The sequence below is a fragment of the Streptomyces sp. NPDC058773 genome (assembly GCF_042746015.1).
Classification (GTDB): domain Bacteria; phylum Actinomycetota; class Actinomycetes; order Streptomycetales; family Streptomycetaceae; genus Streptomyces.
In genome coordinates this window covers 75,944-96,970 of record NZ_JBHYPE010000030.1, presented here as the reverse complement: position 1 = coordinate 96,970, position 21,027 = coordinate 75,944, and the positions used below count along the sequence as shown (strand labels likewise).

Here is a 21,027-nt window from a genome sequence, read left to right as displayed (position 1 = left end):
GGTGTACAGGGTGTCGACGTTCGGGGCCACCACGGTGTGGAACTCCGGGCCGGGAGTTCTGTCCGCCTTGGCGAACTGGTTCACCGGAGCCCGCAGGGTCGCCGGATCGGGCTTGCGGACGTTGGTGGACGCCTGCTCGGTGGCCCGCGCCAGGACCAGGGGGTAGCCGTAGACGTAGGCCTTGACCGCGTCGGCGGTGGTGGCGGGCGCGGGAGCGGGGTCTGCCGGGTTCGCCTGGGCCGCTGTCACCGGCGCGGCGGACAGGGCGAGCATGGCCACCCCCACACCGGCGGCGGCGCCCCAGCGGCGGAGTCGTCGCGTTGCGTTCATCAAGGGTCGTTCCTCACAGGGCTGTTGTCGGAGTTGACGGACGGATGCCGGTGGGGCCGGGCCGGCCGACACCGCGCGGCACGAAGGTCAGACCGTCATCGCCTCACTGTCGTCCCACCGGCGGGCCGGGACAATTGGTCCTGAGGCCACGTCAGGCGGCCTATCGTTGTGAGGTGTCACAACGCAGCGCGTCGCCATCCCAGGACCAGGAACCCGGCGAGGACATCCGTGAGCCGGTGGTCCGGATGGCCACCCGCCTCGAACCCCGGATAAATCAGCTGGCCAGGCTGGTCGTCGAGCGCCAGCGGGCCGAGGTCCCCGGCTTCGACCGCCTCCCCGGCGACATGCAGGATCTGGAGATCGCCTCGGCCGCCCGGCACACGATCCGCGGCTTCCTCCGCGGCGTGCAGGGCCTCGCGGACACCGGCGCCGAGGTGCTGCGGGAACGCGCCATCCAGCGTGCCTCGGAAGGTGTCCACCTGACCGGGCTGCTCAGGGCGTACCACGTCGCCGCCGAGGTGGTGACGGACGCGCTCTGCGCCGCCGCCCGGCCGGGAGAAGAGGCCGCGCTGCAGTGGCTCACCCGCCGGCTGTTCTCGACGGTCAACTCCCTGGTCGAGCAGGCCACCGAGGCATACCTGCTGGGGCTGGCCGACCAGCAGGCGGCGAAACGGGAACTGGCCGCGGCGCTGCTCCGCGGTGACGCGCCGCAGGAGGTGGCCGCCCGGTGCGGACTCCCACTCGAACCCGGCTACCTGGTGCTCAGCGTCCGCGCCCCGGTGCCCCAGGAACCGGTGGCCGCGAGACGGCTGCTCCACCAGGTCCTGGTCCGGCTCACGCCCGCCGCGGACGGCCGCGCGCTCAGCCTGCCGAACGAACAGGGCGGCCACATCCTGCTCCCCCTGAGCACGCCCCACGCCGACCTCGTCCGGGAACTGTCCACCGGCCTGTCCCGCCCGGTGACCGCGGGGGCCGCCCTTGCGGCCACACCGGCGGACGTCCCCGCCGCCGCCGAGCAGGCGCACCGGATCGCCGCCATCGCGCCCACCCCCGGCGTGCACCGGCTTCAGGACGTACTGCTCGACTACCATCTGACCGGCTCCAAGGACAGCGCCGCCGAACTGGACTCGCTTCTCACCCCCTTGGACGGCCACCTCGGCCTGGTCGAGGCCGTCGCCGCGTTCCTCGACTGCGACCTGGACCGACGCCGCACGGCCCAGGCGCTCAGCGTCCACCCCAACACCGTCGACAACCGCCTCGCCCGAGCCGCCCAACTGACCGGCCTGGACCCGCACACCACACGCGGCGTACAGCTCTTCGGCGCCGCCCTCACCGTCCGCCGACTCGCTGAGGGCCCGACAACCGGCTTTCTGCCCGGCTGATGGACGCGACGATCCCGCGACGTGGGGACCCACCCCGCATCGCGGATCGCCAGCAGGAACGCAGCAGTGCGGACGACCGGCGTCCGCAGGACGCACGCGACACGGAAGACATGGTCCAAGCCGAGCAAGTGGGACGCGACAGCGGGCCACGGCACCCACCGCACCCCCGAGTTCGGCGGAAAGTGCCTGGCATCGGAGCCACCGAGTAGCAGAAGCCGGCACCGTGCTCACAGCAGCCCTCACCGTCTGGGAGGGCTCAAGGCCCCCGTCCATGCCCGCGGCGGGCAGGTCACCCTCAACCTCCAAGATCACCTCACGGCCTACGCTTCAAGCACCCAGGTCCGACGCAAAGGCCCCCAGCGCTCAGCCGATTCCTCGGCGCCCGGCGCGAAAGGCAGCGGAATGGTTGTGCGGGGAGCGAAGCCGGGCGCTGCCCGGCGGCGACCGCTCCGCGTTCCTGCGCCGTCGTGCGCCGGGTCAGGCAACAGTCAAGTACGCACAGGTCCAAAGGTTTTTTCGGCGCGGAGTTCGAACACCGGCCCTGCGATTGCCGATTCAGTGGCGCGTATCGATCGATCCATTTCGATCACGGGCCGCACACCAATTCATACAATCCGATTTGGGGTTCTTCTGTTGCGTGGGGCTGATGGGCTGCAACTAGCTTCGGTGGCGCGCCGCACCTCCTGCTCCGGGTTTCCGATGAATCCGGGCGCAGCTGTGCATGAGCCGGACGGCCGGCTCGTGGCCGGGCTGGGGAGGAGTGGCGGAATCCGCATCGAAGGAGACGGCAATGAAGAAGGCTTACGAAGCGCCGACGCTCGTCCGACTGGGTTCGTTCCGGAAGAAGACCGGGCTCCTGAACAGCTCCGGAAACGACCGGCTGGTCCTGAGCAAGAACTGACGGTCGACGGCTCACTGATCCGAAGCCATGACTGAAACGCACCCAGGTGCGGGCACGGGCCCCGGCGACGCGCACTTCGCGGTCTTTCCCGACCGTGCGGACGCGGCCGCCGTGGCCCGCTGCTTCGCCCGCCCGGAAACCCGGACCCTGACGTATGCCTCCGGCCGTCCCTGGCTGGTGGGCCACTGGCACGACGAGGACATCGTGACCGCTCGCGCCGGCACGGACGCCCTCGCCCTCGTCGGCTGCCGTCCGGTCGACTGCGCCGAACTGGAGCGCCGGATCGGCCGGTTGAGGGATCTCTCCGAACTCGACGCCTGGGCACGCGGCCTGCCCGGCAGCTTCCATCTCGTGGCCGCACATGACGGGCAGCTCCGGATGCAGGGCACCGCGTCCGGTCTGCGACTGGTCTTCCACGCGCTCGTCGGCGGTGTGCGGGTGTCCGCAACCAGCGCCGATGTGCTCGCCGACGCGCTCGGCGCCGAACCGGACGAGGAGCAAGTCGCGGTCAGGCTGCTGTGGCCGGTCCCCCACCCGTTGCTCGAAGCACCGCTGTGGCGGGAGGTCACCCCCGTGTCCCCGCAGGACGCGCTGATCGTCGCGGCGGACGGCCGGTCCGTCCGGCACTCGCGCTGGTGGACGCCGCCGGAGCCGACCCGGTCGCTCGCCGACGGAGCCCCCCTCGTCCGGGCCGCGCTCGCCGAAGCCGTCGATGCCCGTACGCGGCAGGGCGGCGTGGTCAGTTGCGATCTGTCCGGCGGGCTGGACTCCACCTCCATCACGTTTCTGGCCGCTCGCTCGCCCGCCAAGGTGGTGGCCAGTACCTGGCCGGGGCGCGATCCCGCGGACACCGACCTGTACTGGGCCACGCAGGCCGCCGAGTGCCTCCCGCAGGTCGAGCACGTGGTGTGGAACGCCGACGATTCGCCCCTGGTCTACAACGATCTCCTCGGCATCGACGACCTGCTGGACGAGCCGACCATCGGCGTCATGGACCGCTCGCGGGTCCTGCACCACCTGCCGGGCCTGGCGCAGCGGGGCAGTCGGCTGCATCTGACCGGTATCGGCGGTGACCACGTGGCGTGGTGCTCCGAGGCGTATTACCACCGCCTGCTGCGCAGCCGCCCGTTGTTCGCCGTGCGGCAGCTTCGTGGGTTCCGGGCGCTGTGGCAGTGGCCGCTCGGCGGGATGGCCCGGGCGCTGGCCGACTCCCGGCCGTACGGGACATGGCTGGCGGACGCCGGCCGCGGCCTGCGCGGTCCGCTGCCCCCGTCCGTCAGCAGCGGTCTGGGCTGGGGCATGGCACCGCGGCTGTTCGACTGGGTCACCCCCGAGGCCGAACGGCTGGCCGGGCGGGCGCTTCGTACGGCGGCCGAGACCGCCGTACCGCTGCACCCGGACCGGGGCCTGCACACCGACCTGGAGCAGATCCGCTCCTGTACGCGCATCATCCGGCAGTGGGACCGGATGGCGGCCAGGGCCGGGGTGCCGATGGCGTCGCCGTTCTTCGACGACCGGGTGATCGAGGCATGCATGGCGGTCCGGCCGAGCGAGCGCGTGACGCCCTGGCGGTACAAGCCGCTTCTCACCACGGCCATGCGCGGCATCGTGCCGGAGTCCTGTCTGGGGCGTACCAACAAGGCCGCGGCGTCCATGGACGCGTCCAACGGGCTGCGCGAGCACCGCGGTGACCTGCTGGCGCTCTGGGAGGACTCACGGCTGGAACAGCTCGGTCTGGTGGACGGCGAGGCCCTGCGCCGGCTGGCCCAGCGGCCCGCCACCCCCGGCCTGCGCGACGCGATCCTCTATTCGACCATCGCCGGCGAAGTGTGGCTGCGCAGTCTCTCCCGCCCCACGCGGGACAGGACCCGCACCGCCCGCTAGACACTCCGCTGCACTCCCCGACACGGAAAGGTACGCAACATGGCATTGCGGTTCGGTGACAAGGTCTCCACGGCGGCGACCGACTACGGCACGGTCCTGCTGGACGAACGCAATGGACAGTACTGGGAGCTGAACCCCACCGCCGGCCTGATCGTCAGTACGCTGCTGGCGGGCGGCGACGAAACGGCGGCGGCCGACGCGCTCATCGCCGAGTTCGACATCGACCGCACGCGCGCCGAGCAGGACGTCACGTCCCTGGTCGAGGAGCTGCGCGCGTCGGGGCTGGCCGCATGACGACACCGAGCGCACTGGAGCGGCCCACCGGAGTCCCCTTCGCCCTGCGGCTGGCCGCCCGACTCGTCCTCCTCCCCGCCGTCGCGCTGTCCTTTCTGCCCCCGCACCGCATCCGCGCCGTCCTCGGTCTCGTACGGCGAGGAGCCGCACCGGCCTCCGCCGGCCAGGCCAAGGCTGCCCGGGACGCGATGTGCGCGGTCAGCCTGCGCTGCGCCGGGCCGCGCGGCTGCCTGCCCCGCTCCCTGGGGGCCGCGCTGCTGTGCCGGCTCAGCGGCAGCTGGCCGACCTGGTGCACCGGGGTGCGCGTCGTGCCTCCCTTCACGGCGCACGCCTGGATCGAGGTCGATGCCCGCCCGGTGGACGAAGGGGTGCCGGACGACTACTTCACCCGGCTCATCGCCGTGGCACCGGTCAGCAGGCTCCCCCGATGACCGCGGCCGCCGGGAAGACACCGGACCGTTCGACATGGGGTGCCGTCGCCACCATGTACCGGCTCACCACCGGGCACCGGGCCTCCGTCGTCGTCGCCACCGTGCTCACCCTGGCCGGCTCCGCCCTCGGGCTCGCCCAGCCGCTCGTCGCCAGGAACATCGTCGACGCCGGCGGACACGGACGGACCTTCTGGCCGCTGCTCGCGCTCCTGGCCACGCTGTTCGTCACCGAGGCGGCGACCGGCGCGGTGGGGCGCTTCGTCCTGGAACGCATGGGTGAAGGCGTCGTACGGGGACTGCGCCACGGCCTCATCGCGCGCCTGCTGCGGCTGGAAATGCACCAGTACCACCGGCACCGCACCGGCGACCTGATCTCCCGCGTGACCACCGACACCACCCTGCTCAGGGACGTCGTGTCCCAGGCGCTGGTCGACCTGGTGACCGGTGCCCTCGCCGCCGCCGGAGCGGTCGTCCTGATGGCGTGGATCGACCCGCTGCTGCTGCTTCTGGTCGCGCTGACCGTGGCCACCGCCGCCGTCGTCGTGGCCTCCCTGCTCAAAGGCATCCGGGCCGCCTCCGCACGCATGCAAGGCTCCGTCGGCGCCGTCGCCGCCGAACTGGAGCGCGCGCTCGGCGCCCTGCCGATGGTCCGGGTGCACCGCGCCGAGGACCGCGAGGCGACGCGCATCGGCAAGCGGGTCGACGCGGCGTACGACGCCGGCGTACGGACCGCGAAACTCGCCTCGGTGATGAGCCCCGCCGTCGAACTCGCCGTCCAGGGCTCCTTCCTGCTCGTTCTGGTCATCGGCGGGCTGCGGGTCAACGGACACGCCAACTCCCTCGGCGATCTGGTCGCCTTTCTGCTGTACGCCTCCTACCTGGTGCTGCCGTTGTCGTCGGTTTTCCGGGCGGTCGGGCTGATGCAGCGCGGCATGGGCGCGTACCAGCGGATCGCGCAGGCGCTGGCGCTGCCGGCGGAGCCCGGGGAGTCCGAGGAGTTCGATGAGCCTGCGGAGGCCGTTGAGCCCGTGGAGCCCGCGGAAACCGTTGGGCCCGCGGAGTCCCCGGAGCGGATCGCTACGGGTGGGTGCGTCGCCCGTGTGGCGCCCCAGAGGGTTGAGCGGATGCGGAGGGGCGAGGTTCCGGCCCTGGCCCTGCGCGACGTCCATTTCAGGTACGTCCCGGACCGGCCGGTGCTCAACGGTGTCTCGTTCACCGTCCCCCACCACGGGCAGGTCGCCCTCGTCGGGCGGTCGGGCGCGGGCAAGAGCACGATCTTCGCGCTGCTGGCGAGGTTCTACGAGCCGAGCTCCGGAACGTTGTTGTTCGACGGTCGCCCCGCAGCCGAGCTGAGCCGCGGAGCATGCCGGGCGCGCATCGCCGTCGTCGACCAGAACACCCATGTCGTCCACGGCACGCTCCGGGACAACCTCACCTATGCGGTACCCGGCGCCGGTGATGACGAGGTCCGGCGGGTCGTCGAACTCGCCCAGCTGGACGGGGTGGTCCGACGACTGCCCGGTGGCCTGTCCGGCGTACTCGGCGAACGCGGCAACACCCTGTCGGCCGGCGAACGGCAGCGGGTCGCCCTTGCGCGCGCCCTCCTGGCCCGGCCCGCACTTCTTCTCCTCGACGAACCGACCTCCCACCTCGATGCCATCAACGAGGCCGCACTCACCGCGCTCATGAAGGAAGCCGCCCAGGAGTGCGCCCTCCTGGTGATCGCGCACCGCCTCTCCACCGTGCGGCACGCCGACCGCATCATCGTGCTGGAGGAAGGCCGCACCGTCGCCTCCGGCTCCCACGAGGAGCTGTTGACCACCAGTCCCTCCTACCGCGCGCTCGCGGCCGGCCAAATGCTCCGGCCGGCCGGCCTCACGTCCGGAACGGAGGCGGCGACGGCCGCGCATGGACGGCCCCGAACGCCGTAGTAGAGCCTTCGGGTTCGCGGGCGGTGTGGAAGGCCCAGGGAGTTGGATGCATGAGTCCGTCCGGTGTCGGCGTACGCGCGAATGCGCTCAGCCGGGTACCCGGATATGCACGCGGGCCGAGGACCTCGGCTACCACGACAAGGCCGCCACACGACGCTGTGCCGATGCCGGAGAAACGTGAGGCCGAATCGCCCAGCCGGCCTTCAGGCGACTATGACCCGGCGCCCGCGCGCGTGGCCTGCTTGGCTGTCGATGTGCGCCGCCGCAGCCTCGGCGAGCGTGTACGACTTCTCGACCGGGATGTGGAGTTTTCCCCGCGAGATGAGGTCGGCGGCCACGGCGAGCGCTTCTGGCACGCTCCCGGCCACGCCAGAGAATCGGACACCGAACTCCGGTGCACGGAGATCGGCGATGGAGATCACCTTCCGCGGGTTCCCGGCCAGTTCGACGAGTTCGCGGATCACGCCCGAGCCGGCCAGATCGAGGGCCGCGTCGACATGGCCGAGCTGCCGCACCCGCTCGACCCAGCCCTCGCCATACGTCGTGGCGAGGGCACCCAGGCTGCGCAGATAGTCCTGGTTCGCGGCCCCAGCCGTGCCGATCACCGTGATGCCGCGGTCGCGGGCGATCTGCAGCACCGCCGAGCCGACTCCCCCGGACGCGCCGCTGACCAGCAACGTCTGCCCGGACTGCACACCGACCTCGCGGATGATGCGCAGCGCGGTCTCCACCACGGAGGGGTACCCGGCCGCCTCTTCGAACGTCAGCCCCTCAGGCATACGGGCCCAGGCCGACAGCACGGCGAACTCGGCATAGGTGCTGAAGCCTTCGCCGAACACGTGGTCACCGACCTCGACTTCTTCGACGCCCTCACCGACCTCGTCCACCACCCCGGCGGCATCCAGCCCGACTCCGGAGGGCAACTCGATCGGATGGGCCCCCAGCTTCTGGCCTTCACGGATTCTCCAGTCGACGGGGTTCACGCCCGCCGCCCGCACAGCGATGCGTAACTGGCCGGGGCCCGCGTGGGGCTCCTCGGCGTCCACGAGGTGCAGCACGCCCGGACCGCCGAACTCGGCGAAGCTCACTTTCTTCATGCGGGGAACGTAACACTAACGGTTAGCTTTTTGAAGTTGATGCAGGTTCGTATCTGATAGCGTCCGGGTATGACCGTGCCGCCCGGACGCCGTGAGCGCAAGAAGGCCGCGACCCGCCAGAAGATCGCCGACACCGCTCTCCGGCTCTTTTTGGAGCGCGGGTACGAGGCGGTGGGAATCCGTGACGTGGCCGCTGAGGCCGACGTGGCCGTCACCACGCTCTTCTCCCACTTCGCCTCGAAAGAGGCCCTGGTGTTCGAGCAGGACGATGACTTCGAGCAACGCCTCACGCAGGCGGTCACCGGCCGGGCGCCGCACGAGCCGCTCATCCCCGCGCTACGCCGCGAGATCCGCTCCCTGGTCCGGCATTGCACGGCGGACAGCGCCACCCCGATCTGGCGCATGATCGACGAATCTCCCGCCCTGCGGGAGTACGAGGAGTCGATGAGGCTGCGCCACGCGGAGTCGCTGGCCACGGCCATCGCCGCCGATCCCGGCCTGCCACAGAGCACAACAGCGGGCCGGACGATCGCGAGGTTCGTGATCGACGCCTACTCGCTGGCCCGCGAAGCGCCCCATCCGGACGCCGCGTTGGACGAGATCTTCCAAATGATCGAGGCAGCCTGGGCCGTCACCTGCCCCTCCAGAAACTCCACCGGCACGGCCGGACTGTAGCCAGGCCCCGCCCCGCCCGACGCTCACCCTTCCCGGAGGCCATGGGCGAGCCCCTAATATCACTTGGCGTCCTCCGACGGACGCTGACGCCGCTGTGTCGTGCCCGCCGCCCAATGCCGGCACGACAACTCCACTGCATGGCAATGGAGTCGAACATCGAGGAGAGGAACGTTCATGCGCGCCCGGAGCATCGCCACGGCCACCGCAACAGCATTGGCATTGGTGGCCGCTCGTGACCTTGTCCAGAAGAAGCACGCATTGCTCCGGAACTTCCCCGTGCTCGGGCACGCCCGGTACCTGTTGGAGACGATCGGGCCGGAGCTGCGGCAGTACATAGTGACCTCCAACGACGAGGAGCGCCCGTTCAGTCGTGACCAGCGCACCTGGATCTACGCGTCGGCGAAGGGGGAGAACAATTACTTCGGGTTCGGCACCGACAACGACGTCGAGCACACGCAGGGGCACGCCTACCTGAAGCAGCGCACGTTCGCCGGCCCCCTGCCCGACGTGCACGACCCGCAGGCCCCACTGCCGTCAGCCAAGGTGCTGGGCGGGCCGCGCGGGCGCGCCAAGGCGTTCCGGCCGGCGAGCGTGGTGAACATCTCGGCGATGAGCTTCGGGTCGCTCTCCGGCGCGGCGATCACCGCACTCAACAAGGGGGCGGCGCTGGCGGGCACCCTGCAGAACACGGGCGAGGGCGGTCTCTCGCCGTACCACCGCAACGGCGGCGATCTCGTCCTGCAGATCGGTACGTCCTACTTCGGCTGCCGCAACGAGGACGGCAGCTTCAACCTCGACAAGCTCAAGGACGTGGTCGCCGGCGCCCCGGTCAAGGCGATAGAGATCAAGCTCTCCCAGGGCGCCAAGCCCGGGCTGGGCGGCATGCTGCCGGGCTCGAAGGTGACACCGGAAATCGCCGGGATCCGCGGCATCCCGCTCGGCGAGGACTGCGCTTCCCCGTCGCGGCACACCGCGTTCGGCGACGTCGACTCGATGCTGGACTTCGTCGAACTGCTCGCCACCGAGACCGGCCTGCCGGTCGGGATCAAGAGCGCGGTGGGAGAGATGGAGTTCTGGCAGGAGCTGGCCGCGCTGATGGCGCATGGTGACCGTGGTGTCGACTTCGTGACCATCGACGGCGGCGAGGGCGGCACCGGGGCGGCGCCGCTCACCTTCTCCGACTCGGTGTCGCTGCCCTTCCGGATGGGCTTCTCCCGGGTCTACGGCGCCTTCGCCGAGCGGGGGCTGACCGACGACCTGACGTTCATCGCCTCCGGCAAGCTCGGCCTGCCCGAGAACGCCGCGGTCGCCTTCGCCCTGGGTGCCGACATGATCAACGTGGCCCGTGAGGCGATGCTGTCGATCGGCTGCATCCAGGCGCAGAAGTGCCACACCGACAAGTGCCCCACCGGCATCGCCACCCAGAGCCCGTGGCTGGCCCGCGGCCTCGACCCGGCCTCGAAGGCCACCCGGGCCGCCGTCTACCTGCGCACCCTCCGCAAGGAGCTGATCAAGGTCTCGGCGGCCGTCGGTGTCGCCCACCCGGCGCTCATCACGGCCACGGACATCGAGATCATGAACGGCGACTACGAGGCCCGCACCCTGGCCGGCGTCTACGGCTACAAGGACGGCTGGGGCGAGCTCGGCCCGCACCTCGCCGAGGAGATCACCGCCCTGCTCACCACCGAGCGGTCCGCCGACCGGAAACCGACCGCCTGAGATGCCGGTCACGGCAGGCGCCGCGCTCGCCGCTCCCCTGCCCGGAGCGCGCGTGTGGCGCCGGTGATGGCACCCTTGTCTTCCCTGCTCCACGAACAGCCCCTGCCTAGGTGATCACAACATGAGCGAAAAAGTAAGATTCCCGAGCGTCGTCGGCCCCGAGCTGGCCGGAGCGATCGACCTGCCGGACGGCGAGATCCGCGGCTGGGGGATCTTCGTGCACGGATTCACCCTCGGCAAGGGCTCGCCGGCCGCCTCGCGGGTCAGCAAGCAGCTGGCACGCGAGGGGATCGGCATGCTGCGCTTCGACAACCTCGGGATCGGCGACTCCGACGGCGACTGGGGGGACGGTTCCTTCACCGTCAAGGTCCAGGACACGATCCGTGCCGCAGCCATGATGGCGGAGCGAGGGACTCCGGCAGACCTGCTGGTGGGGCACTCATGGGGAGGCGCCGCCGTCCTCGCCGCGGCAGCCGAGGCAACCGGCGTCCGCGCGGTCGCCACGATCGGGGCGCCGGTCGATCCCAGCCACGTCGAGCGACAGTACGACGCGGTCGTGGATCGCGTGCTCAGTGATGGGTCGCACGAGTGGTTCGTCGGCGGGAAGACCCTGGTCCTCAAGCGCGCCTTCGTCGAAGACGTCCGCCGTGCTCACCTGCGGGATCGAATAGGCGAGCTGGACCTGCCGCTACTCGTCCTGCATTCACCCACCGACAACACCGTCCACATCGACAACGCCGGTGAGATCTTCCGCGAGGCACGGCACCCACGAAGCTTCGTCTCACTCGAAGGAGCAGACCATCTCCTGACCGCCCGAGGGCAAGCGCAGCGAGCCGCCCACATCATCAGCGCCTGGGCCGACCAGTACATCCACGGGGCACGGCCCGCAGGAGGGACATCTCAGGTGGTTGAGCGCTCGCTCGGATAGGTGAGGGGTCAGGGGCGCGGGGGGGGCTTCCCAGCGGTGAGGGTCCAGGCGCGTGCGCGAGCCTCGGCCGCTTGGCAACCTCCCGCGGTGTGAACCGTTCGGTGTCAAACCGCTCCGGCTCGGGCCAGTACGCAGGGTTCAGGTGCACCGCCCGGAACGGATAGAACACCGTCGTCCCGGCCGGGCTCCGACCGGCCTCGACGAGCGCCCCGATCAGGTCGCTGCGGCCGGTGCGGCCGCCCGAGCGGTGCGCCGCCAGATCATTCGGAGCGACGGCGCGGTCAACTCCCGTTAAAGCTCGACAGGTTGACCGACGGCCTGTCCCGCCCAGCGGTCCGCGCGCTCCCGCACCGGCCTCAGCGGGCATTTCGCGGATCTCGGAGGGGCGTTGCGCGAATCCCCTGGCAGGTCGAGGAACGGTGCGGTGTCTCCCTTATGGTGACGCTGACTCAGTACTGATGGCGAGGAGCAACCACCATGGCGGTCTCGATCGGATTGCATGTCAGTCCGGAATTTCCCGCGATGCTCGACCGGATTGACGTACTCGGCACGATGCTTGACGCGGACGCGGACGCGGCCGAGGAACTCGGCAGACTCACCGAGGACGTCGCGGGGGCGTTGTTGGGTGCTGGGGTCGTGCGGGCCGCACTGCCGCGGAGTCTTGACGGCTACGAGTTCTCCCCACGCCAATTGACAGAGACAGTCGAGCGGGTCAGCTACCACGATGCCGCGGCCGGTTGGACGATGATGGCGCTGCAGTTGATGACCGGCACCACTGCGGCCTATCTCGATGCCGTTGCGGCGGCCGACTTGTTCCCGGATGTCGCGGGTGGGGACCACGCATTGCTGGCCGGGCACGGCACCCGCCCCGGCCGGGCCGTCCCGGTGGAGGGTGGCTATCTGGTGAGCGGCAGTTGGCAGTTCGCCTCCGGCATGGCGCACGCCACCCATATCCACAGTGCGATCCAGGTCGAGGGAACCGGGGAGCTGCGGGTGCTGGCGATGCCGAAGTCGCAGGTGGAACTCGTCGACAACTGGGATGTGCTCGGGCTGCGTGCGACGCACAGCATTGATTACCACTGCGCCGATGAGCTCGTCCCGGCGACGTACACGTATCTCGCCACGACGACGAACCCCGTCAACGGCGGCGCGATCTACCGCCTCGGGTTGGTCAACATGTCCGCAATCGGACACACCGGTTGGGCGTTCGGTGTGGGGCGGCGCCTGCTCGATGAACTGAAGTTGGCCGCCGCGGCCAAATCCGGCACACGCAACGCCGCCGTCGACACCGCGCAGTTCCATGCGGAGTACGCGGCCGCCGAAGCCAAGTTTCGTTCGGCACGGGCGTGGGCGATGGAAGTATGGCGGGGGATCGAAGTCTCCCTGGATGCAGGCGAGTTGACGAGTACCGAGCAGGACACTCTGCTCCGGCTGGCGCTCAACCACGCGACGTGGACCGTGCAGGAGGTGGGTCAGACGGTGCACCGATGGGCGGGGACGGCAGCGGTCCGGCGCGGGCCGATCGACAGGTTTCTGCGTGATCTCGGCACAGGTACCCAGCACATCACCTCCAGCCCCACGGTCCTGCAGAACTGCGGGAAGTGGCTCAGCGGCGCGCAACCCCGAGCACACTGGGAATTTCTCGACTTGACGCCGTGACCACCAGGCCGGCGAGTGCGCCGGAACAAAAGGAGTTCACTGCGCCGGTGGTACCTCACCAGGCGGACGAGGTCTTTGGCGGACATGTCGGCGGGCACAGGCCGGATTTCTCCTATGACCGCAACGTCTCCGAAGGCGACTCCCCGAACTGCCGGCGGTACGCGAGTGAGAAACGGCCCGGGTGCAGGAAGCCCCAGCGGGAGGCGACGGCGGTCACGGTCGCGGCACCCGGATCGGAGGCCAGGAGTTCCGTGCGTACCCGGTCCAGGCGGACCTCGCGCAGGTACGCGAGCGGTGTGGTGTCGAGGTGCCGGCGGAAGCCCTCCTGAAGGGCCCGTACGCCGACGCCCACGCACTCCGCGATCTCCGCGACCGTGAGCGGTTCGGCGGCGTGCCCCTCGATGACCTCCATGGCGCGGCGCACCGCGGGCGGTGCGACGCGCGGCTGCTCGCCGAGCAGCGCCGAGGTGTAGTTGTTCGGCTGGGCCATCAACAGCTGGGTCATGAGGAGTGATTCCAGCTGCTTTGTCACGAGGGGCTGGCTTGTCATCCCGCCAGGCCCCTCCGCCTCCCGGCGCATGAGGTCGACGATGTTGAGCCAGGACCGGGAGCCCGGTGTGGTGAGGTTCATGCCGAGCGAGAAGAAGATCGGGCGGCGCACGGCGCGGCCGAGCAGACTGCCCAGGTGCGATTCCAGCGACGACCGGTCGAACCACACGATCAGCTGCGGATTGCCGTCACCCCAGCGCATGTCCAGCTTTCCGGTCGGAGAAGGGACAGAAGCGAGTTCCGGGGAGGAAATGATCTCCTCGCGGCCGCAGGTGATTTCGGCGTAACCGGCAAGCGGGATCTGGACGAGGAAAAAGCTCTCCAGATCGCCCGGTGTGATCCGGACTTCCGTTCCGTAATCGAGGTAATAGAGACCTGTCCGGTCGAAGGGTGCGCCGTGCAGCCGGGCGTCGAGCGTCGCCGAGCGCCGCATGATGCGCAGCTCATGCGGACAGAAGGCGCGGCCGACCTCGGCCCGCGCCTCCCAAATGTCCGCTGTATGAAACCGCTGGTGATTTGCGAGGGGGAACTCTTCAGCGGGCACGTAAACCTCCACCGCCGAGATGCGCGATCGGGACAGCAACCCGCGTGATCCGGATAGCGGAGGTGATCTTGCCATACCAGGATTGCTCCCTGACCGCCGCGGCCCCGAGAGAATCCTGGGAATCAACAATGCAGGGAGTGCCGGGCCGGGCTGCGCTCGTCGGAGGCGGAGTCACGTCCAGCGGACAGCCCGTCGCCTGCGCACCGCGCTTATTACGTGCGACCGACGCGGTGACGGCCACCGAAGCCGTACTCCCGCACGTCGCGGCACCCTTGCCTCCGCTTCCCCGGCTCGCCGATTCGGCCGGGCCTCTCCAGCCGGCCGGGTGACCCGGGGCCCCTCCCCCGGTCCTACGGGTGCCCCGGCCTCCCGCGGCTGCCCGCCGGCCCCCCTCCGGCGGGCAGCCGCATTCACACCACCGCCGCCCACCCGTCGCCCCCGCCCCGTGCCGAAACGCTGCACAACGCGCGGCACTGCACGGCGCTGCTCAAAAACCGCACACCCCAACCCCCGGAGCACCCCCTCATGCGCAAGATCACCATCGTCGGAGCCGGCCAGGCCGGGCTCCAGCTCGGCATCGGCCTGATCGACCACGGTTTTGACGTCACCATCGTGTCCAACCGCACCGGAGACCAGATCCGCGAGGGCCGGGTCATGTCCAGCCAGGCCATGTTCGGCACCGCGCTGGCCCACGAGCGCAACCTCGGCCTCGACTTCTGGGGCGACGCCTGCCCGCCGATTGCCGGTCTCGGCGTGAGCATCGCCGACGGCCGGGGCGGCCGGGCACTCTCCTTCGACGCCCGCCTCGAGGCCACCGCCCGCTCCATCGACCAGCGCGTCAAAATGCCGCTCTGGATGGGCGAGTTCGCGCGCCGCGGCGGCCGTCTGGGCCTCTGCGAGGCCGGCATCGAGGAGCTGGAGCGCTACGCCGCCGAGTCCGACCTGGTGATCGTCGCGGCCGGCAAGGGCGAGATCGCGGGGCTGTTCGAGCGGGACGCCAGGCGTTCCCCGTACGACGCTCCTCAGCGTGCGCTGGCCCTGGCGTACGTCACCGGCATGGCGCCGCTGCCCGATCGCCCCGGCGTCAGCTTCAACGTCATCCCCGGTGTGGGTGAGTACTTCACCATGCCCGGCCTCACCACCACCGGCCCCTGCGACATCATGTTCTTCGAGGGCATCCCGGGTGGCCCGCTCGACTGCTTCGACGGGCTCACCCCCCACCAGCAGCTGGCGCAGTTCCAGGAGCTGCTGCGGACGTACGTTCCGTGGGAGGCCGAGCGCTGCACCGATGTCACGCTCACCGACGGGAACGGCACCCTCGCGGGCCGCTTCGCGCCCACCGTCCGCAAGCCCGTCGCCACGCTGCCCTCCGGCGCGCAGGTGCTCGGCCTCGCCGACGTCGTCGTCCTCAACGACCCGGTCACGGGCCAGGGGTCCAACAACGCCTCGAAGTGCGCGGCCTCCTACCTCGCCACCATCCTGGACCACGGTGAGCGCCCGTACGACACCGCGTTCATGGAGCTGGCCTTCGGCCGCTTCTGGGACCCCGCGCAGTACGCCACGACCTGGACCAACGCAATGCTCGGCGCCCCGCCGCAGCACGTCCTGGAGCTCTTCGGCGCGGCGAGCGCCAACTCCCGTATCGCCGCACGCTTCGTCAACGGTTTCGATGACCCGCGCGACTTGTTCCACTGGTTCATGGACCCGGTCGCCGCGAAGAACTATCTGACCGAGGTCGGGGCCTGAGGGGGCCGTCGAGAGCGGACCCACAACAACTGACGTCACGTCAGTGATGGATACGTCACGAGAGCAGGACAGCAGGACATGAGAAGGATCGCGGTGGTCGGAGCCGGGCAGGCGGGTGCCCAACTCGCCCTGGGACTACAGGCGCACGGCTATGACGTCACCTTGGTCACCGACCGTGGCCCCGACGAGATACGTCGCGGCCCGGTCATGTCCAGCCAGTGCATGTTCGACACCGCGCTCCAGAGCGAGCGCGAACTCGGCCTGCACAGCTGGGAGGGCCAGGCACCGGACATCTCCGGCATCGCGTTCTCTCTCATCGGTCCGCACGGTACTCCGGACGTCTCCTGGCGCGCGCCGCTGGAAGGCCCTGCCCACTCCGTCGACCAGAGGGTCAAGTGTGCCGCCTGGATCGAGAAGTTCGCGGACGGCGGCCGCGGCGAGATCGTGCTGCACGAGGCGGGCGTCAACGACCTCGAATGGTACGCCCGTACGCACGATCTCGTCGTGGTCTCCACGGGCAAGGGCGAGCTGAGCCAACTCTTCCCGCGCAACTCCGAACTCTCCCCGTACGACCGGCCGCGCCGTGCGCTGGCTCTGACGTATGTCACGGGAACGGCACCGCGGGAGGGGGAGGACGCCCTCCACTACCGCTTGGTCCCCGGCGTCGGCGAATTCTTCTCCTTCCCGGCCCTCACCACCACCGGCCCCTGCGACATCTTGGTCTTCGAAGGCGTCCCCGGCGGCCCGATGGACTGCTGGGACGACATCCGCACGCCTGAAGGCCACCTCACCCGCTCACGGGAGGTCCTCCGCCGGTTCTTCCCCGACGCATACGAGCGCTACCGGCACGCCCGGCTCACCGACAGCGGCGGCGTGCTGCGCGGCAGGCTCACGCCGGCCGTCCGGCACCCCGTCGCCCGCCTGGCCTCCGGCCGGCACGTCCTCGGCATGGCCGACGCCGTCGTTCTCAACGATCCGATCGCCGGCCAGGGGCCGAACAACGCGGCCCAGGCCGCGACCCACTACCTCGACAGCATCCTCCGCCACGGCAGCGCCGAATTCACCTCGCAGTGGATGCAGCGCACCTTCGACAACTTCTGGCGCGGCTGGGCTCAATGGGCCGTCGGCTGGACCAACTCCCTCCTGACCGACCTGAGCCCCCACCACCGAGACCTTCTGACAGCAGGTGCCGAAATCCCCTCTGTCGCCGCCGCCCTCGCCGCCGGATTCGACGACCCGCGCACCCTCTACCGCTGGTGGTTCGAGCAGGCCGAGGCACACCGCTTCCTCGCCGAGAAGCGCGCCCAGCACGCCGCTCGTTTCGACGGCCGCGACCTTCGCCGCGCGCTGGGGCAGTACGCCACCGGCGTGACCGTGGTGACGGCCCGCGCCCCCGACGGCCGCAACGTCGGCATGACCGCGAACTCCTTCACCTCCGTCTCGTTGAACCCGCCCCTCGTCCTGTGGTGCCCCGGAAAAAACAGCCCGAGCCTCCCGGACTTCACCGACGCCTCGCACTTCGCCGTCCACGTACTGGCCGCCGACCAGCACCACCTCTCCCGCCAGTTCGCCACCCCGGCCGACGACAAATTCCGCGGCACCCCCACCACTCCAGGCATCGCCGGCACCCCCCTCCTGGACGGCGCGGTCGCCCGCTTCCAGTGCCGCACCGTCCAACGCCTCGACGCCGGTGACCACGTCATCTTCCTCGGCGAGGTCGAAGAGTACGAGGCCGACGGCGGTACCCCTCTGGTGTTCCACTCGGGGTACTACCAGGTGGCGACGAAGCATCCAGATATGTGAACTTGAATGGCCTATCGGCCTGGCACCATCCGGCTCACGCGGGGACGCCGGGGCTGAGCCGCACACAGGTGGAGGCCGACGGGCTGTTCACTTCCCAGCGGTGGGGGCGGCCCCGACCCGCCGCGTCCGCCGGGCCACCGAGCCCGGCAAGGAGGCGCAGGCGGCGGACAGCCGGACATTGGCGGAGCCGGTCCGCGAGCTGCTGCCACCGGACCGGCTCCAGCCCTGACGTCGGCTCAGCTCCGGGTGAGCATCCTGCGTACGCCGTAGGCGGCGGCGCCGAGCGCGAGCACCATGGCGCCCCACAGCACCGCGGCCGCGGGGAGGGCGAAGGCCAGGACGAGGCAGCCGATCGTGCCGAGGACGGGCACGAATCGCGGTGGGCGCCCCTCGCCGGGGGTGAGTGTCCAGGCGGAGACGTTGGCGACCGCGTAGTAGGCGAGCACGCCGAAGGAGGAGAAACCGATCGCGCCGCGCACGTCCACGACGGCCGCCAGCACGGCGACGACGGCGCCGACGGCGAGTTCGGCGCGGTGCGGCACGGCGAAACGCGGGTGGACGGCGGCCAGGGAAGGGGGCAGGTGCCGGTCGCGGGCCATGGCGAGGGTGGTGCGCGAGACGCCGAGAATCAGCGCGAGCAGCGAGCCCAGCGCCGCCACCGCCGCTCCGGTGCGTACCAGCGGGGCCAGGCCGGGCACGCCGGCCGCTCGGACCGCGTCGGCCAGCGGCGCCGACGTGCGGGCCAGGTCGTCGGGGCCGAGCACGGCGAGGACGGCGAGGGCGACGACGGCGTAGACGACCAGGGTGATGGCGAGCGCGGCGGAGATGGCGCGGGGGATGGTGCGCTGCGGGGCGCGGACCTCCTCGCCGAGGGTGGCGATGCGCGCGTAGCCGGCGAAGGCGAAGAACAGCAGCCCCGCCGCCTGTAGGACGCCTTGGAAGCCGGCGTCCGCGCCGACGGCCCAGTGGCCGGTGTCGACGGCCGGGCCGGTGAGGCAGGCGGTGACCACCGCGGCGAGCACCGCCAGGACCACGACGACGATCGCCCGGGTCAGCCAGGCGGCCTTCTGCACACCGACGTAGTTCACCGCGGTCAGCGCGACCACCGCCGCGACCGCCACGGCGTGCGCCTGTGCGGGCCACACATAGGAGCCGACCGTCAGCGCCATTGCCGCGCATGAGGCGGTCTTGCCGACCACGAAGCCCCATCCGGCCAGGTAGCCCCAGAACTCGCCGAGGCGCTCGCGGCCGTAGACGTAGGTACCGCCGGACTGCGGATAGCGGGCCGCCAGCCGGGCGGAGGAGGTGGCGTTGCAGTACGCGACCACGGCCGCCAGCGCCAGCCCGATCAGGAGCCCGGAGCCCGCCGCGGACGCGGCCGGGGCGAGCGCGGCGAAGACGCCCGCGCCGATCATCGAGCCGAGCCCGATCACCACGGCGTCGAACAGCCCCAGGTGCCGCTTCAGTCCCCCCGGCCCGGCCGGTGGTGCCGACGTGTTCATGCCCTGCGCCTCTCCATGTCGAGCTCCGATACCGGCGCACGATATCTGCGCGCGGCATCGGCCAGGTGAACTCGTCCGGCCTCGGGCGGACACCCGCCATCGGCAGTGCGCGGTGACGGCGCCGCCGTGCCGAGCCGCCTCGCGAGCGCTCGACACCAGATCCAGGCCTGTCGGCCGCGGATGTCGCCTCGTCAGCTCGTGCCTGGCAGAGCGTTCTCCAGGAGGACTTCCGCTGCTGCCCGCGCGTGCCGTCCGTAGTCCGCATCACTCAGCACCATGGCGCGGCTGGCGGCCCCGTCCGCGAGGGTGACGAGTTGTTCGGCCAGTGTGGCGGGCTCGCGGCAGCCCAGCTCCGTCACCAGTGCGGTTACCAGCCGCACCATCAGCAGTTTCTGTTCGCGGGCGTAGGAGTGGACCGCGCTCTGCGGGTCGGGGAACTCCGCGGCGGCGTCGATGAACGGGCATCCGCGTACGGGAGCCGCGTCCGTCGCAGGCGGGACGAACAGTGCGAGGATCCGTTCTCGCGCCGGGATGTCCTCGCGAGTCAGCGCGCTCTCCAGGGTGTGACCCGTCGAGGCGAGGTCTTGAAGATGGGCGATGACCAGGTCGCTCTTGGTCCGGAAGTGCGCGTAGAGGGTGCGCTTGGACACCGGTGCCTGCTCCGCGACCTGTTCCATGCCGGTCGCGTTGATCCCTTGGGTCGCGAACAGCCGGGCAGCGGCGGCCAGGATGCGCTCGCGCCCCCCGCGCCCCTGCCGTCGAGACGCCGTCGTCACCGTACTCATGAGGGAAGTATACGTTCCCGTTTACTTCAGAGGGGATGGGTGGCTACAGTGGGCCCGCAGGTAAACGAATGCGTTTACCTAAGCATTCCTTGAAGGGAGTTCCATGAGCGGGTTGCCTTCCACCGAACTGAGTGGCCACGCGGAGAAACTGATACGCGGTCGCCACGCGACACGCGCGTTCCTGCCCGAAGCCGTGCCCGCGGAGACCATGCGCGCGATCTTCTCCCTTGCCGGCACCGCGCCGTCCAACTCCAACGCGCAACCGTGGCGGGTCGAGGTGGTCAGTGGCGCCAGGCGCGCACACCTGGCGGACGCCTTGCAGGCGGCCCACGCCGCACAACGTGCCTCGGCCGACTTCCCGTACTCCGAGGACATGTACGCCCGCGTCCACCAGGAGCGGCGGGCGGCGTTCGGCGCCGGTCTGTACGGAGCGCTGGGCATCGACCCTGACGACCACGGGGCACGCGCGGCCTACGATGCGGAGAGCCTGCGCTTCTACGGGGCACCCCATGCCGCGTTCCTGTTCGTCACCGGCGACGGCGGGGCGCGACTGGCCGCCGACGTCGGCGCCTACATGCAGACGCTGCTCCTGGCCATGGCCGCATACGGCGTGGACAGTTGCCCGCAGGGCCTGCTCAGCTTCTATGCCGACACCGTCCGGAACGAACTCGGCGTCACCGAAGGAAAGTTGCTCGTGGGCATCTCTTTCGGCTACGCCGACGAGAGCGCACCGGTGAACCGGGTCAGGACCGAGCGGGCCGCCCTCGGCGCAACCACCGCCTTCCACCTCTGACCGACTCGCTCTGGATCATCCGGCTGACCAGATGTGGATGCCTGCGGGGCGTGGAGTCCGGGGAACGGTGCGAC

At 70.5% G+C, this 21,027-nt stretch carries 18 protein-coding genes and 2 pseudogenes; 14 read left to right on the top strand and 6 right to left on the bottom strand.

The window, feature by feature from the left end; translation table 11 throughout:
- Positions 1-330, bottom strand: a pseudogene (locus tag ACFW5B_RS24380) (hypothetical protein); the annotation flags it as partial.
- A 173-nt stretch (positions 331-503) separates the two neighbouring features.
- On the opposite strand from ACFW5B_RS24380, the gene ACFW5B_RS24375 reads away from it, so the two are divergent.
- The 6 genes from ACFW5B_RS24375 (at position 504) to ACFW5B_RS24350 (ending at position 7,153) form a co-directional block, all read left to right on the top strand.
- Complete coding sequence (locus ACFW5B_RS24375) at positions 504-1,712, top strand: PucR family transcriptional regulator (RefSeq protein WP_386443309.1); 1,209 nt, start codon at positions 504-506, stop codon at positions 1,710-1,712.
- Positions 1,713-2,502: 790 nt separating this feature from the next.
- Positions 2,503-2,613 (top strand): keywimysin-related RiPP, encoded by a 111-nt coding sequence (locus tag ACFW5B_RS24370; protein ID WP_107070770.1) that lies wholly within the window; start codon positions 2,503-2,505, stop codon positions 2,611-2,613.
- 27 nt (positions 2,614-2,640) lie between these two features.
- Positions 2,641-4,497 (top strand): lasso peptide isopeptide bond-forming cyclase, encoded by a 1,857-nt coding sequence (locus ACFW5B_RS24365; protein WP_386443306.1) that lies wholly within the window; start codon positions 2,641-2,643, stop codon positions 4,495-4,497.
- A gap of 39 nt (positions 4,498-4,536) precedes the next feature.
- Complete coding sequence (locus tag ACFW5B_RS24360) at positions 4,537-4,791, top strand: lasso peptide biosynthesis PqqD family chaperone (protein ID WP_386443303.1); 255 nt, start codon at positions 4,537-4,539, stop codon at positions 4,789-4,791.
- Entirely contained in the window at positions 4,788-5,222 is a 435-nt protein-coding gene (locus ACFW5B_RS24355) for a lasso peptide biosynthesis B2 protein (protein WP_386443300.1), read from the top strand. Before ACFW5B_RS24360 ends, ACFW5B_RS24355 begins: the two co-directional genes overlap by 4 nt.
- Complete coding sequence (locus ACFW5B_RS24350; RefSeq protein ID WP_386443297.1) at positions 5,219-7,153, top strand: ABC transporter ATP-binding protein; 1,935 nt, start codon at positions 5,219-5,221, stop codon at positions 7,151-7,153. Before ACFW5B_RS24355 ends, ACFW5B_RS24350 begins: the two co-directional genes overlap by 4 nt.
- A 203-nt stretch (positions 7,154-7,356) precedes the next feature.
- Here ACFW5B_RS24350 and ACFW5B_RS24345 read toward each other — a convergent pair whose 3' ends face one another.
- Positions 7,357-8,250, bottom strand: a complete 894-nt coding sequence (locus ACFW5B_RS24345) for an NADP-dependent oxidoreductase (protein WP_386443295.1) — start codon at positions 8,248-8,250, stop codon at positions 7,357-7,359.
- A 69-nt stretch (positions 8,251-8,319) separates the two neighbouring features.
- Here ACFW5B_RS24345 and ACFW5B_RS24340 point away from each other — a divergent pair, with 69 nt between their 5' ends.
- The 3 genes from ACFW5B_RS24340 to ACFW5B_RS24330 all read left to right on the top strand — a co-directional run bounded on the left by ACFW5B_RS24340 (position 8,320) and on the right by ACFW5B_RS24330 (position 11,572).
- On the top strand, positions 8,320-8,925 hold the full coding sequence (locus tag ACFW5B_RS24340) for a TetR/AcrR family transcriptional regulator (protein WP_386443292.1): 606 nt from the start codon (positions 8,320-8,322) through the stop codon (positions 8,923-8,925).
- A gap of 174 nt (positions 8,926-9,099) precedes the next feature.
- On the top strand, positions 9,100-10,644 hold the full coding sequence (locus tag ACFW5B_RS24335) for an FMN-binding glutamate synthase family protein (RefSeq protein WP_386443289.1): 1,545 nt from the start codon (positions 9,100-9,102) through the stop codon (positions 10,642-10,644).
- A 121-nt stretch (positions 10,645-10,765) separates the two neighbouring features.
- Positions 10,766-11,572 carry an alpha/beta hydrolase family protein gene (locus ACFW5B_RS24330; RefSeq protein WP_386443286.1) on the top strand — a complete coding sequence of 269 codons (807 nt, stop codon included), beginning with the start codon at positions 10,766-10,768 and terminating at the stop codon, positions 11,570-11,572.
- A gap of 46 nt (positions 11,573-11,618) precedes the next feature.
- On the opposite strand, the pseudogene ACFW5B_RS24325 reads toward ACFW5B_RS24330, so the two are convergent.
- A pseudogene (locus tag ACFW5B_RS24325) lies at positions 11,619-11,756 on the bottom strand (cytochrome P450); the annotation flags it as partial.
- A gap of 293 nt (positions 11,757-12,049) precedes the next feature.
- Between ACFW5B_RS24325 and ACFW5B_RS24320 the strand changes: the two are divergent.
- A complete protein-coding gene (locus ACFW5B_RS24320) occupies positions 12,050-13,231 on the top strand; it encodes an acyl-CoA dehydrogenase (protein ID WP_386443283.1) in 1,182 nt (393 codons plus the stop codon).
- A gap of 112 nt (positions 13,232-13,343) precedes the next feature.
- On the opposite strand, the gene ACFW5B_RS24315 is transcribed toward ACFW5B_RS24320, so the two are convergent.
- Positions 13,344-14,324, bottom strand: coding sequence for an AraC family transcriptional regulator (locus ACFW5B_RS24315; RefSeq protein WP_386443281.1), 981 nt, complete (start codon positions 14,322-14,324; stop codon positions 13,344-13,346).
- A 525-nt stretch (positions 14,325-14,849) separates the two neighbouring features.
- Between ACFW5B_RS24315 and ACFW5B_RS24310 the strand changes: the two genes are divergently transcribed.
- From ACFW5B_RS24310 to ACFW5B_RS24300, 3 genes are all read left to right on the top strand, one after another.
- Positions 14,850-16,070, top strand: coding sequence for a styrene monooxygenase/indole monooxygenase family protein (locus ACFW5B_RS24310; protein WP_386443279.1), 1,221 nt, complete (start codon positions 14,850-14,852; stop codon positions 16,068-16,070).
- A 78-nt stretch (positions 16,071-16,148) separates the two neighbouring features.
- Complete coding sequence (locus ACFW5B_RS24305; RefSeq protein WP_386443277.1) at positions 16,149-17,873, top strand: styrene monooxygenase/indole monooxygenase family protein; 1,725 nt, start codon at positions 16,149-16,151, stop codon at positions 17,871-17,873.
- A gap of 100 nt (positions 17,874-17,973) precedes the next feature.
- Positions 17,974-18,102 (top strand): hypothetical protein, encoded by a 129-nt coding sequence (locus ACFW5B_RS24300; protein WP_386443274.1) that lies wholly within the window; start codon positions 17,974-17,976, stop codon positions 18,100-18,102.
- A 7-nt stretch (positions 18,103-18,109) separates the two neighbouring features.
- On the opposite strand, the gene ACFW5B_RS24295 is transcribed toward ACFW5B_RS24300, so the two are convergent.
- Together ACFW5B_RS24295 and ACFW5B_RS24290 are read right to left on the bottom strand one after the other, a co-directional pair.
- Complete coding sequence (locus tag ACFW5B_RS24295; protein ID WP_386443271.1) at positions 18,110-19,375, bottom strand: APC family permease; 1,266 nt, start codon at positions 19,373-19,375, stop codon at positions 18,110-18,112.
- Between the two features lie 191 nt (positions 19,376-19,566).
- Entirely contained in the window at positions 19,567-20,160 is a 594-nt protein-coding gene (locus ACFW5B_RS24290) for a TetR/AcrR family transcriptional regulator (protein ID WP_386443268.1), read from the bottom strand.
- Between the two features lie 103 nt (positions 20,161-20,263).
- On the opposite strand from ACFW5B_RS24290, the gene ACFW5B_RS24285 reads away from it, so the two are divergent.
- The gene (locus ACFW5B_RS24285) at positions 20,264-20,953 is read left to right on the top strand and encodes a nitroreductase (protein ID WP_386443266.1); all 690 of its coding nucleotides are present in this window, start codon (positions 20,264-20,266) and stop codon (positions 20,951-20,953) included.
- Positions 20,954-21,027: the final 74 nt, after the last annotated feature.